Source organism: Gryllotalpicola sp. (assembly GCF_027352875.1).
Taxonomy (GTDB): Bacteria; Actinomycetota; Actinomycetes; order Actinomycetales; family Microbacteriaceae; genus Gryllotalpicola.
The window spans coordinates 59,867-74,572 of sequence record NZ_DAIEII010000046.1 but is presented as its reverse complement, the minus strand read 5'-3'; the positions used below and the strand labels follow the sequence as shown (position 1 = coordinate 74,572).

General features: G+C 69.4%; 12 protein-coding genes and 1 other RNA gene. 10 read left to right on the top strand and 3 right to left on the bottom strand.

From position 1 onward, the window contains the following. The first annotated feature begins 17 nt into the window (after nucleotides 1–17). From M7D61_RS05520 to rnpB, 4 genes are all read left to right on the top strand, one after another. Complete coding sequence (locus M7D61_RS05520) at nucleotides 18–473, top strand: hypothetical protein (protein ID WP_298228383.1); 456 nt, start codon at nucleotides 18–20, stop codon at nucleotides 471–473. Nucleotides 474–483: 10 nt separating this feature from the next. Next, on the top strand, nucleotides 484–1,302 hold the full coding sequence (locus tag M7D61_RS05515; RefSeq protein ID WP_298228380.1) for a Nif3-like dinuclear metal center hexameric protein: 819 nt from the start codon (nucleotides 484–486) through the stop codon (nucleotides 1,300–1,302). Nucleotides 1,303–1,312: 10 nt separating this feature from the next. Continuing rightward, on the top strand, nucleotides 1,313–2,041 hold the full coding sequence (locus M7D61_RS05510; protein WP_298228378.1) for a hypothetical protein: 729 nt from the start codon (nucleotides 1,313–1,315) through the stop codon (nucleotides 2,039–2,041). A 15-nt stretch (nucleotides 2,042–2,056) separates the two neighbouring features. After that, an RNA gene (rnpB, locus tag M7D61_RS05505) (RNase P RNA component class A) lies at nucleotides 2,057–2,407 on the top strand. A 101-nt stretch (nucleotides 2,408–2,508) separates the two neighbouring features. Here rnpB and ppgK read toward each other — a convergent pair. Beyond that, entirely contained in the window at nucleotides 2,509–3,264 is a 756-nt protein-coding gene (ppgK, locus tag M7D61_RS05500) for a polyphosphate--glucose phosphotransferase (RefSeq protein ID WP_298228376.1), read from the bottom strand. Nucleotides 3,265–3,295: 31 nt separating this feature from the next. Next, nucleotides 3,296–4,159, bottom strand: a complete 864-nt coding sequence (gene map, locus M7D61_RS05495; protein WP_298228374.1) for a type I methionyl aminopeptidase — start codon at nucleotides 4,157–4,159, stop codon at nucleotides 3,296–3,298. Nucleotides 4,160–4,171: 12 nt separating this feature from the next. Here map and M7D61_RS05490 point away from each other — a divergent pair, with 12 nt between their 5' ends. The 5 genes from M7D61_RS05490 (at nucleotide 4,172) to M7D61_RS05470 (ending at nucleotide 12,624) form a co-directional block, all read left to right on the top strand. After that, on the top strand, nucleotides 4,172–4,366 hold the full coding sequence (locus M7D61_RS05490; protein WP_298228373.1) for an SPOR domain-containing protein: 195 nt from the start codon (nucleotides 4,172–4,174) through the stop codon (nucleotides 4,364–4,366). 100 nt (nucleotides 4,367–4,466) lie between these two features. Beyond that, nucleotides 4,467–5,759, top strand: a complete 1,293-nt coding sequence (locus tag M7D61_RS05485) for a hypothetical protein (RefSeq protein WP_298228371.1) — start codon at nucleotides 4,467–4,469, stop codon at nucleotides 5,757–5,759. Then, nucleotides 5,756–8,254 (top strand): DUF2156 domain-containing protein, encoded by a 2,499-nt coding sequence (locus M7D61_RS05480; protein WP_298228369.1) that lies wholly within the window; start codon nucleotides 5,756–5,758, stop codon nucleotides 8,252–8,254. Before M7D61_RS05485 ends, M7D61_RS05480 begins: the two co-directional genes overlap by 4 nt. A 26-nt stretch (nucleotides 8,255–8,280) precedes the next feature. After that, a complete protein-coding gene (locus M7D61_RS05475; RefSeq protein WP_298228367.1) occupies nucleotides 8,281–9,618 on the top strand; it encodes a glutamine synthetase family protein in 1,338 nt (445 codons plus the stop codon). A gap of 15 nt (nucleotides 9,619–9,633) precedes the next feature. Continuing rightward, nucleotides 9,634–12,624: a bifunctional [glutamine synthetase] adenylyltransferase/[glutamine synthetase]-adenylyl-L-tyrosine phosphorylase gene (locus M7D61_RS05470; protein WP_298228365.1), complete on the top strand. Its 2,991-nt coding sequence runs from the start codon at nucleotides 9,634–9,636 to the stop codon at nucleotides 12,622–12,624. A 65-nt stretch (nucleotides 12,625–12,689) separates the two neighbouring features. Here the strand turns inward: M7D61_RS05470 and glnA are convergent, their stop codons facing one another. Beyond that, nucleotides 12,690–14,114, bottom strand: coding sequence for a type I glutamate--ammonia ligase (gene glnA / locus M7D61_RS05465; RefSeq protein ID WP_298228363.1), 1,425 nt, complete (start codon nucleotides 14,112–14,114; stop codon nucleotides 12,690–12,692). 131 nt (nucleotides 14,115–14,245) lie between these two features. Between glnA and M7D61_RS05460 the strand changes: the two genes are divergently transcribed. Then, complete coding sequence (locus tag M7D61_RS05460) at nucleotides 14,246–14,683, top strand: RDD family protein (RefSeq protein WP_298228361.1); 438 nt, start codon at nucleotides 14,246–14,248, stop codon at nucleotides 14,681–14,683. Nucleotides 14,684–14,706 lie beyond the last annotated feature (23 nt).

Sequence of the window (14,706 nt, the reverse complement as noted above, 5' to 3'; positions counted from 1 at the left end):
CCGCTACGCTCTCGGGCATGGCGGACACGCTCAAGGCCATCGAGCAGCTCGAGGCCATCCTCTCGGCGGCGCGGCGAGAGCCCAGGTTCTCGGACTGGATCGATCCGGATGCCACGGCTCGCGCCCAGGGCTCGGGCGCTGAGCCCGCGCCCGCTTCGGCCGCCGAGATCGAGACCGCTGAGCGCGGCAGCGCGCCCGAGCCCGCGGCGTCGCCAGTCTCCATCCTCTTCGACCAGCTCATCGCCGGCGAGGCGGAGACCGACGCCATCCGCACCACCGACCTGCTACCTGAGATCGAGCCGGAGCCGGACGACGCGGACGAGATCGTCGACGATGTCGAGGTTCGCCTCGACGGCGAGTTCACGCCGCTCTCCAGCACGACCCTCGTCGGCACTGCCGACTCGGCAGCGGCCGGATCCGAGGGGCAGAGCGGCGGAAAGGCGAAGAAGAAGCGGCTCGGCAAGCGCAGCTAGGCTGCATGCCGTGCCCCTCACCCTCGCCGACGTGCTCGCGGTCGCCGAAGACCTCTGGCCGCGCGCCGGCGCCGAGCCGTGGGATGCGCCGGGCCTGGTCGTGGGCGATCCGTCGCAGCCCATCGAGCGGATCCGTCTCGTCGTCGACGTGGTGACCGAGTCCGTCGACGACGCCATCGGGGCCGCCGCCGACCTCATCATCGCCCACCACCCGCTGCTCTTCCGCGCCGTGAACTCAATCGACGAGACCGCGTACCGCGGTGCCGTCGTCGCGAAGCTCATTCGGGCGGACATCGCCCTGCTGTCGGCGCACACCAACGCCGACGTCGTCGCCGACGGCACGAGCGATGTGCTCGCCGCACGGCTCGGGCTCGCGGAACTGCGGCCCATCCAGGCATCGGCCGTCCCCGGAACCGGCCTCGGCCGTGTCGGTGCGCTTCCCGAGCCGACGACGCTCGGCCGCCTCGCGCGGGCCGTCGCCGGGCTGCTGCCCGCCACCGCGGGCGGCATCCGCGTCGCCGGCGACTACGACGAGCCCGTACGCACCGTCGCGCTCTGCGGAGGGGCTGGAGACTCCCTCCTCAACGCCGCCGAAGTGCTCGCCGCCGACGTCTACATCACGGCCGACCTGCGCCATCACCCCGCGTCCGACGCGCGCGAGCAGCACCTCCTCGGCCGCGGTCCCGCTCTTATCGACGTCTCCCACTGGGCGAGCGAGTGGCTGTGGCTCGACGTCGCAGCTCAGCAGTTGCGCGAGCGCCTCCCCTCGGTCATCGTGACGGTGAGCGACGTGCGCACCGACCCATGGGACTTCGCGATCACCCAGTGAGAGGCATCCGATGAAGGCCAGCCCCGAGCACCAGCAGCAACTCCTGCGCCTGCAGGATGCCGACAGCGCGCTGCTGCGCATCGAGCACGCCATCGCCGCCCTGCCCGAGCTCAAGGCCATCGAGGGATTGCTCGGCCAGGCCGATCTCCTCAGACACAACCACGCGGAGGTCATCGGTCGCGTCGAGGATGCGGAGGCCGGGATCGCCCGCCTCGAATCCGACCTCAAGATCGTCACCCAGCGCCGCGAGCGCGACGTGGAACGGCTTCAGGCGTCCTCATCGCCGAAGGACATCGACGCGCTCGAGAACGAGCTCGCCGCCCTTCACCGGCGCGCCGACGACCTCGAGACCGCGGAACTCGAGGCCATGGGCCGCCTGGAGGATGCCAAGACCGACGCAGCGAAGATCGTCGAGACCCAGGACCAGGTGCGCGGTCAGCTCGCCACCGTCATGGCGGAGCGCGACTCGAAGCTCTCCGCCCTGGAGGCCGATCGCGGCGCCAAGCAGGGCGAACGGAACGCCATCGCCGAAGGCATCCCGCACGAGTTGATCGAGCTCTACGAGAAGCAGCGCTCGCGCTACGGCGTCGGCGCCGCAGCCGTGCTCGGCGGGGTCAACCGCGGCAGCAACCTTCAGCTCGCCCCAGGCGACCTCGCCGCCGTCCGATCGGCTGCCGAAGACGACGTCATCGTCGACTCCGAGAGCGGCGCCATTCTCATCCGCAGCGAGAACTCGTAGGCTGTAGGCACAGAACGGGTCGGCCAGACGGCCGCGTCAGCGCAAGCTGCCGAGGAACGTCCGGGCTCCGCAGAGCAGGGCGGTGGGCAACACCCACCCGGGGCAACCCGCGAGACAGTGCCACAGAGAACAGACCGCCGCACAGTGCTCAGCACCGCGCGGTAAGGGTGAAACGGTGGGGTAAGAGCCCACCAGCGACCGGGGTGACCCGGCCGGCTAGGCAAACCTCGTCCGGAGCAAGGTCAGACAGGGAACCACGGGGCTGCTCGTCCCGTTCCCGGGTAGACCGCTAGAGGGTCGCGGCAACGCGCCCCCGAGATAGATGGCCGTCCACGACAGAACCCGGCGTATCGGCCGGCCCGTTCCTATTTGCCGCGCCGCCGCTGCTGCGGCGCGGGTCGCTTCGCGAAACGCGTACCTGCCGCCGTTTCGCTGTGGCCGGGTGAGCGCGTGCGTCACGACCCAGGTCAACGGCCAGCCGCGAGAGCGGCGGCGCCGAGGATACCGGAGTTGTTGCGGAAGGCCGCGGCCACGAACGGGGTCGGCGACGTGAGCAATCCGGCGAAGTCCGCGAAGTTCTTGCTGACCCCGCCGCCGACGATGTAGAGGTCGGGCGTGAAGAGCTTGTCGAGTTCGGCGTAGTAGCGGTTGAGCCGCTTGGCCCACTGCTTCCAGTCGAGCTTCTCGCGTTCCTTCGCCGAGTAGGCGGCCCGGGATTCGGCGTCGTAGCCGTCGATCTCGAGGTGGCCGAGCTCGGTGTTCGGAACCAGCAGGCCGTCGACGATGATCGCTGTGCCGATCCCCGTGCCGAGCGTCGTGAGGATGACGACGCCCTGACGGCCCTTCGCCGCACCGTACTTCACCTCGGCGTAGCCGGCCGCGTCGGCGTCGTTGACGAAGCGGATGCCGTGCCCGAGCTCCTTCTCGAAGAAGGCTTCGGCATCGAAGCCGATCCAGTCCTGCGAGATGTTCGCGGCCGACATGGTCTTTCCGTTCTTGACGACCGCGGGGAAGCACACCCCGATCGGTGCGTCGGGATCTTCGGCGTCGAGCCGAGTCAGCACCTGCGTGGTGACCGTGGCGATGTCGTTCGGTCTGCCGCCCTGCGGCGTCGGCAGCTTGATGCGGTCGCTGAGCAGTGCGCCGGTCTCCAGGTCGACGATCCCGCCCTTGATGCCGGTTCCACCGATGTCGATGCCGATCGCCGTCGAGCCCTGCGCCATAGCGGCAAATCTAGCGGCTGGGCCGAGCGAGTCAGGGAAGGGTGAGGATCTCGGCACCCGTTTCGGTGACGACGAGGGTGTGCTCGAACTGCGCGGACAGCGACGCGTCGCGCGTCGTCACCGTCCAGCCGTCGGCCCAGATCTCCCAGTCGGCGTCGCCGAGAGTGAGCATGGGCTCGATGGTGAAGACCATGCCCGGCTCGAGCACCGTCGCATAGGCGGGCGCGGCGTCGTAATGGGGCACGATGAGCCCCGAATGGAAGGCGCGGCCCACGCCGTGCCCGGTGAAATCCCGCACGACGCCATAACCGAACCGTCTGGCGTACGCCTCGATGGCACGCCCGATCACGTTGATCTCGCGACCGGGCGCGACCGCCGTGATGCCGCGGTTCAGCGCCTCGCGGGTGCGCGCGATGAGATCCGCAGCCTGCGGGGTGACGGTGCCGACGGCGAACGTCGCGTTGACATCGCCGTGGTAGCCGTTCCGATAGGCCGTGATGTCGATGTTGACGATGTCGCCCTCGGACAGGACCGTGTCATCGGGGATGCCGTGGCAGATGACCTCGTTGAGCGAGATGCAGCTCGACTTGGGGAATCCGCGATAACCCAGCGTCGACGGGTATGCGCCGCACTCGACGAGGAAGTCGTGCGCCAACGCGTCGAGCTGGTCCGTCGTGACGCCGGGGGCGATGTGCTCGCCGACGAGCGCGACGGCCTGCGCGGCGATCCTGCCCGACTCCCGGATGAGAACGATTTCGTCGGCGGTGTACCTGTCGCCCGGCAGCGGCGTCGGGCCGAGCCTGCCGACGTATTCCGGTCGGGCGATGCCGCCCGGAACCGCACGCCGCGCACCGATGCGGCCCGGGACGAGGTGTCCCTCGGAGTCCTTCGGCATACCATCTAGCCTATGAGCCTCCGCGGCCGCCCCGACATCGAGCACAAGTACTGGTACAACCTCGCCACCGGCGAGGTCGAGCAGGGCTTCGTCTCGCCCGCGTCGGACCGCGTCGGCCCCTTCGACACCCGCGCCGAGGCCGAGAAGGCGCTCGAGGTGCTCCGTGCCAATAGCGCGAAGTGGGCTGAGGAGGAGGCCGACGACTGATTTGTCGTCCTTTGCATAGCAGATTGTCCGGATTCGGATAGGTGGGCCCGCCTACTCTTTCAGAGCGGCTTCGGAGGTGCCGTGCCGAATGCTCGCTGCCGTGCTTCAGTTGCGCCTGACCAGTTCGCTCTTCCTCGGTGCGCTCGATGCGGTCACACTCCTTGGGATCCTTCTCCTGGTGGCGCGCAACCAGACTGTGCTCTGGCGGCTCATCGCGATCGGAGCGACCGCATTCGGCGCGGGGCTCGGGTATCTCGCCTGCTGGTGGTTCGGCGACGTCCGTGATGACTTCGGCATCGCGTTGACGCCCATCATGCGCATGTGGGTGGCCTTCGCGTTCGGCGGCATGGCTCTTGCGATCGTCGCGATCGTGCAGCGCGGCGCATGGCACCGGGCGCTCGGCGGGCTGATGATCCCTATCGTCGTGCTCACGGCAGCGATCGGCTTCAACGAGGATTTCGGCTACTACCCGACGATCGCCTCGATCGTCGTCTCCAACCCCTACGCCCACCGCACCTTTACTGCGCTGCCACGGCGCCCGCAGTCGACCGTCCCGTCGTTGGCGACCTGGCGTCCGCCTGCCGGGATGCCGACCAAGGGCGCGCTCTACAGCACGCCGATCCCCGGCACGGTCTCGAATTTCGCGGCACGCGACGCGGTTGTCTACCTGCCTCCTGCTGCGCTCACGAGGAATCCGCCGCACCTGCCGGTCATCGTTGCGCTGTCGGGTCAGCCGGGAAGCCCGGATCAGCTCTTCGTCGTGGCTCACCTCAACGCCGTGCTCGACGCGTTCGCCAAGACGCACCGGGGGCTGGCGCCGATCGTCGTCGCACCCGACCAGCTCGGCAACCCGTGGTCCAATCCGATGTGCCTCGACACTGCGGCCGGGGGAAACTCCGCGACGTACATCACGGTCGACGTTCGGAATTGGGTCCTCGCCCATCTCCGCGTCCTGCCGCAACGCCGTGATTGGGCGGTGATGGGCTTCTCGCAGGGTGCGACCTGCACCTCGCAGTTCATCGCGGGCAACTCCAACGAGTTCGGCGCCGGCCTTGCCATCGTCAGCCAGCTCGTGCCGAGCGCGGGCCACCTCACCATCGCCAAGTACTTCGGGGGATCGGCTGCACGCTATGCGGCGGTAGCGCCTACCGCCGTCATGAACCGCCACGGGCGCTATCGAGACACCATGGCGATCTGGGTGGTCGGCCGGGGCGACCAGCGCTACGGCACCGCGGGCGGGATTCTTCAGCGCGCCGCGGCCCGTCAAGGAATGAACACGCTTCTCTTCGTCGCGCCGAGCGGGCACGATATGAACACGGTTCGCTTCGCTTTCGCGAATGCGCTTCCCGTGGTCCTGACGCGGTTCGGTTTCGGCCCGGCGGTCCGGCGTTGACACGCGCCGCGGCGCACCGACCGTGGATTCCGGCGGCGATCGTCGCCTATCTGCTCGCCGCCTCCGCAGTTGGTGCGGGTCTCGGGCGGCTTCATGTCCAGCGCGGCTGGACGCCGATCAACCCCGTCGGGCTGTTCCCCGGGGCGTCGTCGATCGAGTTCGCGCTCACACTGGTGCTCGATGCGGCGCTTCTCATCGCGGCGCAGCGGCTGCTGGGCCTGCTGCGCACCGTGCTCGTGTTCGCCATCGGCGGAACGGCCGCGGTACTCGCCGCCGATGGTGTCGAATCGCTCCTCGGACTCCACGGCATCGACTGGGCCGGCATCACGGTGCGCGCCCTCACCGTCAACGCCGGGCCGGGGAGCTTCGCGGCGGTGTTCGCAGCGAGCGCGCTGGCGGGTCCGCTGTGGCGGCGGCGCATCCGCCTTCTGGGTGCCGCCGGTGTGGCCGTACTGCTGCTCTACTCGGGGTCGCCGAACGACCTCGCGCGCGCTTTCGCCGCCGCGATCGGCCTAGGCCTCGGCATGCTCTTCGCCTCCCGCAGGCATCGTCGCGCCTGGTTGCGCAGCACGCGCGCGGAGACGCGGCGCCTCCTCGCCTGCATCGCGGCCATCGGCGCACTGGGACCGCTCATCGCCGTGATCTCGATGACGCGGCACGGCCCGCTCGCGCCCATCGCGCTGCTCCTCGTCGCCCCGAGCGTGCCGACGGTGAGCGATGTGCTGGCCACCTGCGACGTGCAGTCGCTCACCGTCGCGTGCATGCGTTCCCTCTCGGTTCTGAGAATCGCATCGGTCGGTGCGATCGCGGTCTCCGCGCTGCCCCTCATCGGACTGCTCCTCGCCGCGTGGGGGATGCTGCGCGGCAAGCGCTTCGCTGTCTGGTTCGCGGCTGCGCTCAATGGACTCATGGCTCTGTGGGCGGCCTTCTACTTCGACATCCTGCCCCTGGCCGGCGACGTAGAGCCTCAGGGCGGACGCCTCCAGGGTGGCCCGGTCGTCGTGGAACTCGTCGCCGCGGTGGCGGTACCCGCCGCGAGCGCGGCCCTCTTCCTCGGATTCTCGTCCTATTTTCCGCAGAAGCCGGACGTGCGGACGCTGGGCCGGGCGGGTGCCGTCGTCGGCGGAGCCGCGCTGGTGCTCGGCGGGTTCTACCTCATCGCGGGCCACGCCCTCGGCTCGACGGCGTTCACCCAGGCCCCCACCTGGTCGCGTCTCCTCGCCTCGCTGCCTGCCCGCTTCGTCCCGGTGAACTTCCTCGCCGGCGACAAGGGCGGGTTCCTTCCGCTGACACCGGTCGCCCATATGATCTACGACGGCGTCGGCGCAGTGTTCTGGCTTCTCGTCGTCGCAGGTGGCGTCATCAGCATGGGCAGTGCTGCCCCGAGCACCACACGCATCGACGTCGAGCAAATCCGCGGCCTTGCCCACCGGGGCGGCGACAACCGTGCCCACATGGTCACCTGGGCCGGCAGCTCCTACTGGTTCGCTGCGCAAGGAGGCGGCATCGCGTATCGGGTCGTCAGGGGGGTAGCGGTCACGGTGGGCGGCCCGGTAGGACCGCCGGAGGCTGCGGAAGAGACCATGGCCGGCTTCGCCCGGTTCTGCGAGGACCAGGGGTGGACGGCTGCGTTCTATGCCATCGACGCGAAATACGCCGCCTTCGTGAACTCGCTGGGCTGGCATCACCTCGTCGTCGGCGAGGATGCGGTCCTCGCCCTCGACGGCTGGGGGATCGAAGGCGGCGCCCGCAAGGACATCCGCAACGCGGTGTCGCGGGCCAGACGCGAGGGACTGACACTGGTCTGGAGCAGCTGGAGTCAGCTTCCGGAGGGACTGCGGGCGCAATTGCACGGGATCTCCGAAGAATGGCTGGGGGAGAAAGGGCTCCCCGAGTTGGGCTTCACCCTCGGCGGCCTCGCCGAAGCGCAGGACCACGAGGTCCAGCTTGCGATCGTCGTCGATGAGAATCGCCGGGTCCATGCCGTCACCAGCTGGCTTCCGGTCTATCGCGACGGCCTGCTCGTCGGGCGCACGCTCGACCTCATGCGACGCCGGAGCGGCTCCGCGAGCGGTGCCATGGAATTCGCAATTGCCGGCGCTGCGGGGATCCTGCAGGAGAGCGGCGCCGACCTGGCAAGCCTCTCGGTGGCGCCCCTCGCCCGCTCGACGCCGACCTCGAACCGACTTGACGCCGCGGTGCACGCCATCGCGCGCCGCCTCGAGCCCGCGTACGGATTCGCTTCGTTGCTGCACTTCAAGGAGAAGTTCAGGCCTTCGTTCCAGCCGGTGCTTCTCGCCTATCAGGATCCGGCGCAGCTGCCGCGGATCGCGGTCGCCATCGTCCGCGCCTATCTTCCCGCCCTGGGCATGCGTGCCGCGGCCCGGCTCCTGTTCGGACGCTCGGACGGCGAGCTGGCGGGCACCGGTCGCCGCGCGGCGGCGCGCGGGGTCCATCCGCGGGATCGGTCGCCCCTCAGTCCGTCACGCCAATAGGCTTGAGTCAAAGCGAAAGGGAGACGATGGACAAGCAGCGCGACTTCGTTCTGCGCACCGTTGAGGAGCGCGGAGTCAAGTTCGTCCGCCTGTGGTTCACCGACGTGGTCGGCACCCTCAAGTCGGTGGCGATCTCTCCGGCCGAGGTCGAGGGGGCGTTCGCCGAGGGCCTCGGCTTCGACGGTTCGGCGATCGAGGGCCTCACCCGCGCCTTCGAGTCGGACCTGCTGCTCTACCCCGACCCGACGACGTTCCAGATCCTGCCCTGGCGTGGTGACATCGACCCGACCGCGCGCATGTTCTGCGATATCACGACCCCCGACGGCGAGCCCGCCGTCGCGGATCCGCGCAATGTGCTCAAGCGCTCGCTCGCCTCCGCGGCCGAGGCGGGGTTCACGTTCTACACGCATCCCGAGGTCGAGTTCTACCTGCTCAAGAGCAGCCAGTTCGGCGAGGCCGGTCCCGAGCCCGTCGACAACGCTGGCTATTTCGACAACGTCCCAGGCGGGACCGCGCACGACTTCCGCCGCCGCGCCGTCGGCATGCTGGAAAGCGTCGGAATCTCGGTGGAATTCAGCCACCACGAGGTCGGCCCGGGCCAGAACGAGATCGACCTGCGCTACGCCGACGCGCTGACCACGGCCGACAACATCCAGACTGCGCGCACCGTCATCAAAGAGGTCGCGATCGAGCAGGGCGTCTACGCGACGTTCATGCCGAAGCCGCTCACCGGCTTCCCCGGCAGCGGCCTCCACACCCACCTCTCGCTCTTCGAAGGCGACGCGAACGCGTTCTACGAGGCGGGCGCCGAATACCAGCTCTCCAAGGTCGGCCGCCAGTTCATCGCCGGTCTGCTGCGCCACGCCCCCGAGATCACCGCGGTGACCAACCAGTTCGTCAACTCGTACAAGCGCCTCTGGTCGGGCGACGAGGCGCCGAGCTACGTGAGCTGGGGTCACAACAACCGCTCCGCGCTGGTTCGCGTGCCGCTCTACAAGCCCGGCAAGGAGCAGAGCGCCCGCATCGAGTACCGTGCGCTGGATTCTGCGACGAACCCCTACCTCGCCTACTCGCTGCTCCTCGCCGCGGGCCTCAAAGGCATTCAGGAGGACTACGAGCTCCCCGCCGAGGCCACCGAGGACGTCTGGGGGCTCTCCGAGGGCGAGCGCCGCGCGCTCGGCTACCACGCTCTTCCGGCATCCCTCGAACACGCGATCTCGCTCATGGAGGACAGCGAGCTCGTCGCGGCCACGCTCGGCGAGCAGGTGTTCAACCACGTGCTGCGCAACAAGCGCGAGGAGTGGCACGCCTATCGTCAGGAGGTCACCCCCTTCGAGCTGCGGGCGAACCTGGACCTGCTGTAGCCGGGTGGCGCGGTCATGACGACGCTGTCGCTGACGGACCTCGCCCGCGCCGGCTTCACCGACCTTGATCGGGCTGCACTCGACCTCGCCGAGTACTCGGCCGCCGTCGGGGTCGACATCCCCGCAGCCGCATTCGAGGTCTTCGTCCACACCGCCGATCCAGACGCTGCACTGACCCGCCTGCTCGCGCTGCTGCGGCGGGTGCCGGAGGTGTTCGGGCCGTTTCTCGGCTCCTCATCGGATGCCGTGCGGCTCGCCCGCATCGCGGGGGCGTCGAGCGGTCTCGCCGAGTTCCTGCTGCGCCATCCCCAGGAGATCGGCGCCCTCGCCCAGCCGACGGCCGCGTTGCCCGACGCCGGCGAGTACCGCGCCGACCTGCTCGACGCCGTGGGCGCGGTGGACGGCGTGGCCGGTGTGGCCGGCGAACCCGGCTGGGTCGCGCTGCGCACGCGCTATCGGCGGCGCCTCCTGCAGGTCGTCGACTTTGATCTCAGCCAGAAGTCCGCGACGGCGGGCGTCGGCCGCGTCGCCGCGGCCCTCGCCGACCTCGCGGGTGCGGCGCTGGATGCGTCCCTCGCCGTGGCGCGCGCCGACGCCGCAAGCCGGTTCGGGGCGGCCGATGTCGCCGCAACCCGACTCGCCGTCATCGGCATGGGCAAGGCCGGCGCCCGCGAGCTCAACTATGTCAGCGACGTCGATGTGATCTTCGTTGCCGAGGCCGTTCCGGGCGCGACCATCACGTCGGCTCGGGCCATCGACGTGGGCATCCGCCTCGCCCAGCTCACCATGCGCGGCGCCGACAGCCCTACGGTCGAACCGGTGCTCTGGCAGGTCGACGCCAACCTGAGGCCCGAGGGCAAAGACGGCGTACTCGTGCGCACGCTCGAGTCGCATATCGCCTACTACGAGCGCTGGGCGAGCACCTGGGAGTTCCAGGCGCTGCTCAAAGCGCGGCCGCTCGCGGGCGACGCCGAGCTGGGGGAGCGCTACGTCGCCGCCCTCGGCCCCATGGTCTGGACGAGTTCGTCCCGCGAGGGCTTCGTCGAGTCCGTGCAGCGCATGCGCGAGCGCGTCACCGAGAACATCCCCGCGGCCGACGTCGACTATCAGCTCAAGCTCGGCCCGGGCGGATTGCGCGACATCGAGTTCACCGTTCAGCTGCTGCAACTCGTCCACGGCGCCCACGACCCCTCGGTGCGGCAGGCGGGCACCCTCGCGGCGCTGGCGGCGCTGGCGGAATCCGGCTACATCGGCCGCGTCGAGGCCGTGCAGTTCGCCGAGGACTACCGCACCCTCCGCGTGCTCGAGCACCGCCTGCAGCTCGCCCAGCTGCGCCGCACGCACCTCATGCCGCGCCACGAGGCCGCGCAGCGGGTGCTCGCCCGGGCTTCGGGTCTCGCCGGCAACGCCGCCGAGCTCGTCGAGTTGTGGACGGAACTCAAACGGCGGGTGCGCGGACTCCACGAGCGGCTCTTCTACCGTCCGCTTCTCGCGGCCGTCGCCTCGCTGTCCGACGACGACATCCACCTGTCCAGCGCCGCCGCCGAGGCGCGCCTGGCGGCGATCGGATTCCGCGATCCACGCGGTGCCCTCGCGCACATCGGCGCCCTCACCGGCGGCATCTCGCGCAGCGCCGCCATCCGGCGCACCCTGCTGCCCGTGCTCCTGCAGTGGTTCGCCGACGGCGCCGACCCCGACTACGGCCTGCTCGTCTTCCGTCGCCTCAGCGAGGACCTCGGCGAGACTCACTGGTTCCTGCGCATGCTGCGGGACTCCTCGGGTGCCGCTCAGCGCCTCACCCGGCTGCTCTCGGGTTCGCGCTTCGTCGGCGAGCTGCTCGGCCACCTCCCCGAGGCGGTGGCCTGGCTTGACGACGACGAGGAGCTGCAACCGCGGCCGATCACCGCGCTGCGCGACGAGGTCGACGCGATCCTCGCCCGGCACGACACCGCTGACTCGGCAGCCGGGGCGATCCGGTTCCTGCGGCGGCGCGAGGTGCTGCGGCTCGCCTTCGGCGGCATCCTGGGGCTGCTCACCATCGACCAGCTCGCGCGCGGTCTCAGCGACGTGACGGAGGTCGCCATAGCGGGGACACTCGATGCCATCCGGCGGGCCTCCCCGGCGCCGATCGAGTTCGCGGTGATCGCGATGGGCCGCTTCGGGGGGCGCGAGCTCGGCTTCGGCTCCGATGCCGATGTCATGTACGTGTACCGCAGCGCGGATGCCGCCGCCGATCTGCCGCGCGCGCTCGAGATCGCCGCCGAGCTCTCGCGCCTCACCGCCGACCACCAGCTTCCGCTCGACCTCGATCTGGGGCTGAGACCCGAGGGCAAGAACGGCCCAGTAGCCCGGTCGCTCGAGTCGTACGCCACCTACTACGCCCGCTGGTCGCTCACCTGGGAAGCGCAGGCACTGCTGCGTGCCCGGGGCGTCGCGGGCGATCCGGCGCTCATCGCCGACTTCTTCGTCCTTGCCGACACCGTGCGGTATCCGGCGCGCTTCGGCGACGCAGAGGTCCGCGAGGTGCGCCGCATCAAGGCGCGCGTCGAGAACGAGCGCCTGCCGCAGGGCGCCGACCCGGCGCGCCACCTCAAGCTCGGCCGCGGCTCGCTCAGCGACGTGGAATGGCTTGTCCAGCTCGAGCAGCTCCGCTCGGCGCACGATCACCGCGTGCTCCGCACCACCTCGACGCTCCACGCCCTCGAGGCGGAGGTCGACCTCGGCTACCTCGCTCCCGGCGACGCCGCGCGGCTGCGGGAGGGCTGGCTCATCGCCAGCCGCGCCCGATCCGCGATGACGCTGTGGTCAAACCGGACCGCGGACGTGCTGCCGGCAGACCGGAACCAGCTCGAAGGCATCGCACGCCTCATGGAGTACCCGCCCCACTCCGCATCCCGGCTGGAAGAGGACTATCTTGCGACCACCCGAAGAGCACGCGCGGTGTTCAGCCGGCTCTTCTACGGCGAGGCACCGAGCACCGCGACGTACACCCGCACCCCGCGCTGAGACGTCCGCCGCGTGAAAAGAGAGGAGCCCCGCCGAAGCGGGGCTCCTCTCTGCGCGATCCGGGATCACACGCCGTAGTACAGCTCGTACTCGAACGGGTGCGGGCGCTGCGCGAGGGGCTTGATCTCCTTCTCGCGCTTGTAGTCGATCCAGGTCTCGATGAGCTCCTCGGTGAACACGCCGCCCTTGGTGAGGAAGTCGTGGTCGGCCTCGAGCACGTCGAGGACCTCGCCGAGCGAGCCGGGGACCTGGGGGATGAGCTTCGCCTCCTCGGGGGGCAGCTCGTAGAGGTCCTTGTCGACCGGCTCGTGGGGCTCGATGCGGTTCTGGATGCCGTCGAGGCCCGCCATGAGCTGCGCGGCGAAGGCGAGGTACGGGTTGCCGGAGGCATCCGGCGCGCGGAACTCGAGGCGCTTCGCCTTCGGGTTCGAGCCCGTGATGGGGATGCGGATGGCCGCCGAGCGATTGCCCGCCGAGTACACCAGGTTGACCGGCGCCTCGAAGCCCGGCACGAGCCGGTGGTACGAGTTCACCGTCGGGTTCGTGAAGCCGAGGACGGCCGGTGCGTGCTTGAGGAGGCCGCCGATGTACCAGCGTGCGAGGTCGGAGAGACCGCCATAGCCCGCCTCGTCGTAGAACAGCGGCTTGCCGGCGCTCCACAGCGACTGGTGGGTGTGCATGCCCGAACCGTTGTCGCCGAAGAGCGGCTTCGGCATGAAGGTCGCCGTCTTGCCCCAGAGCTCCGCGGTGTTCTTCACGATGTACTTGAACTTCAGCACGTCGTCGGCGGCGTGCACCATCGTGTCGAAGCGGTAGTTGATCTCGGCCTGGCCGCCGGTGCCCACCTCGTGGTGCGCGCGCTCGAGGATGAGGCCCGCGTCGATGAGCTTGAGCGAGATGTCATCGCGCAGGTCGGCCTGCTTGTCGACCGGGCTCACCGGGAAGTACCCGCCCTTGTACGGGGTCTTGTTGGCGAGGTTGCCGCCCTCCTCCACGCGGCCGGAGTTCCAGGCGCCCTCCTCCGAGTCGACGAAGTAGAAGCTGCCGTTCTGCTTCACCTCGTAGCGCACATCGTCGAAGATGTAGAACTCGGCCTCGGGGGCGAAGAACGCGGTGTCGGCGATGCCGGTCGAGGCGAGGTACTTCTCCGCCTTCTTGGCGACCTGGCGCGGGTCCTTGCTGTAGATCTCGCCGTTGCGCGGGTTGAAGATGTCGAAGACGATGATCAGCGTCTTCTCGGCGCGGAACGGGTCGACATACGCGGTCGTCACGTCCGGGATGAGTTGCATGTCGGATTCGTGGATGCTCGCGAACCCGCGGATGGACGAGCCGTCGAAGAGCTGGCCTACCGTGAAGAACTCCTCGTCGACTGTCGAGGCGGGGATGTTGAAGTGCTGCTGGACGCCGGGAAGGTCCGTGAAGCGGATGTCGACGAACTTGACGTCGTTGTCCTTGATGAACTTCAGCACCTCGGAAGAATCACTGAACATGGAAGCTCCAAGAGGGGGGTTTGGCGGGCTCGATGCGAGACCCTCTGAAACGCTATTGGGGAGCGGTTTCCCGGCCGTCTCGATATTGTTTCGGCGATGTTACGCACCCAGTCGCTGACTAGGGTTGAGGGGTGGATTCTCCCCGCCCGCTGCTGCCGCCGAGCACCTATCCGGGCGAGCGTCTGGGCCTGCCCGAGACGGGTCGTGGTTCGGTCGCTCGCTTGGGCCGCCGCATCCTCGCCCTGCTCGTCGACGGCGTGATCGCGGATCTCGTCACGCTCGCCGTCTTCGGGGGAGCGGCGTGGGGCGACCCGAACGGCCCCACCCAGTGGGCGCCGCTCGTCGTGTTCACGGTGCTGCAGATCCTCGGAATCCTGACGATCGGCGGCAGCATCGGCCACCGGCTCCTGGGTCTTCGCGTCGCGGCCCTGCCCGGCACGCCGCCCCGCTGGTGGCGTCCCGTGGTCCGGAGCCTCCTCCTTGCCGTCGTCGTGCCTGCCCTGGTGTGGGACAGCGACCAGCGCGGTTTCCACGACAAGGTCGCGGGAACCGTACTCATCCGGTCTTAGTGCGCCGGTCCCTGCCCGGCGCA

What these genes read in the sequence shown, in the direction of transcription:
- M7D61_RS05520 (WP_298228383.1), top strand. Translation starts at nt 18, where the DNA reads ATGGCGGACACGCTCAAGGCCATCGAGCAGCTCGAGGCCATCCTCTCG.
- M7D61_RS05510 (WP_298228378.1), top strand. Translation starts at nt 1,313, where the DNA reads ATGAAGGCCAGCCCCGAGCACCAGCAGCAACTCCTGCGCCTGCAGGAT.
- ppgK (WP_298228376.1), bottom strand. Translation starts at nt 3,264, where the DNA reads ATGGCGCAGGGCTCGACGGCGATCGGCATCGACATCGGTGGAACCGGC.
- map (WP_298228374.1), bottom strand. Translation starts at nt 4,159, where the DNA reads ATGCCGAAGGACTCCGAGGGACACCTCGTCCCGGGCCGCATCGGTGCG.
- M7D61_RS05490 (WP_298228373.1), top strand. Translation starts at nt 4,172, where the DNA reads ATGAGCCTCCGCGGCCGCCCCGACATCGAGCACAAGTACTGGTACAAC.
- M7D61_RS05475 (WP_298228367.1), top strand. Translation starts at nt 8,281, where the DNA reads ATGGACAAGCAGCGCGACTTCGTTCTGCGCACCGTTGAGGAGCGCGGA.
- M7D61_RS05470 (WP_298228365.1), top strand. Translation starts at nt 9,634, where the DNA reads ATGACGACGCTGTCGCTGACGGACCTCGCCCGCGCCGGCTTCACCGAC.
- glnA (WP_298228363.1), bottom strand. Translation starts at nt 14,114, where the DNA reads ATGTTCAGTGATTCTTCCGAGGTGCTGAAGTTCATCAAGGACAACGAC.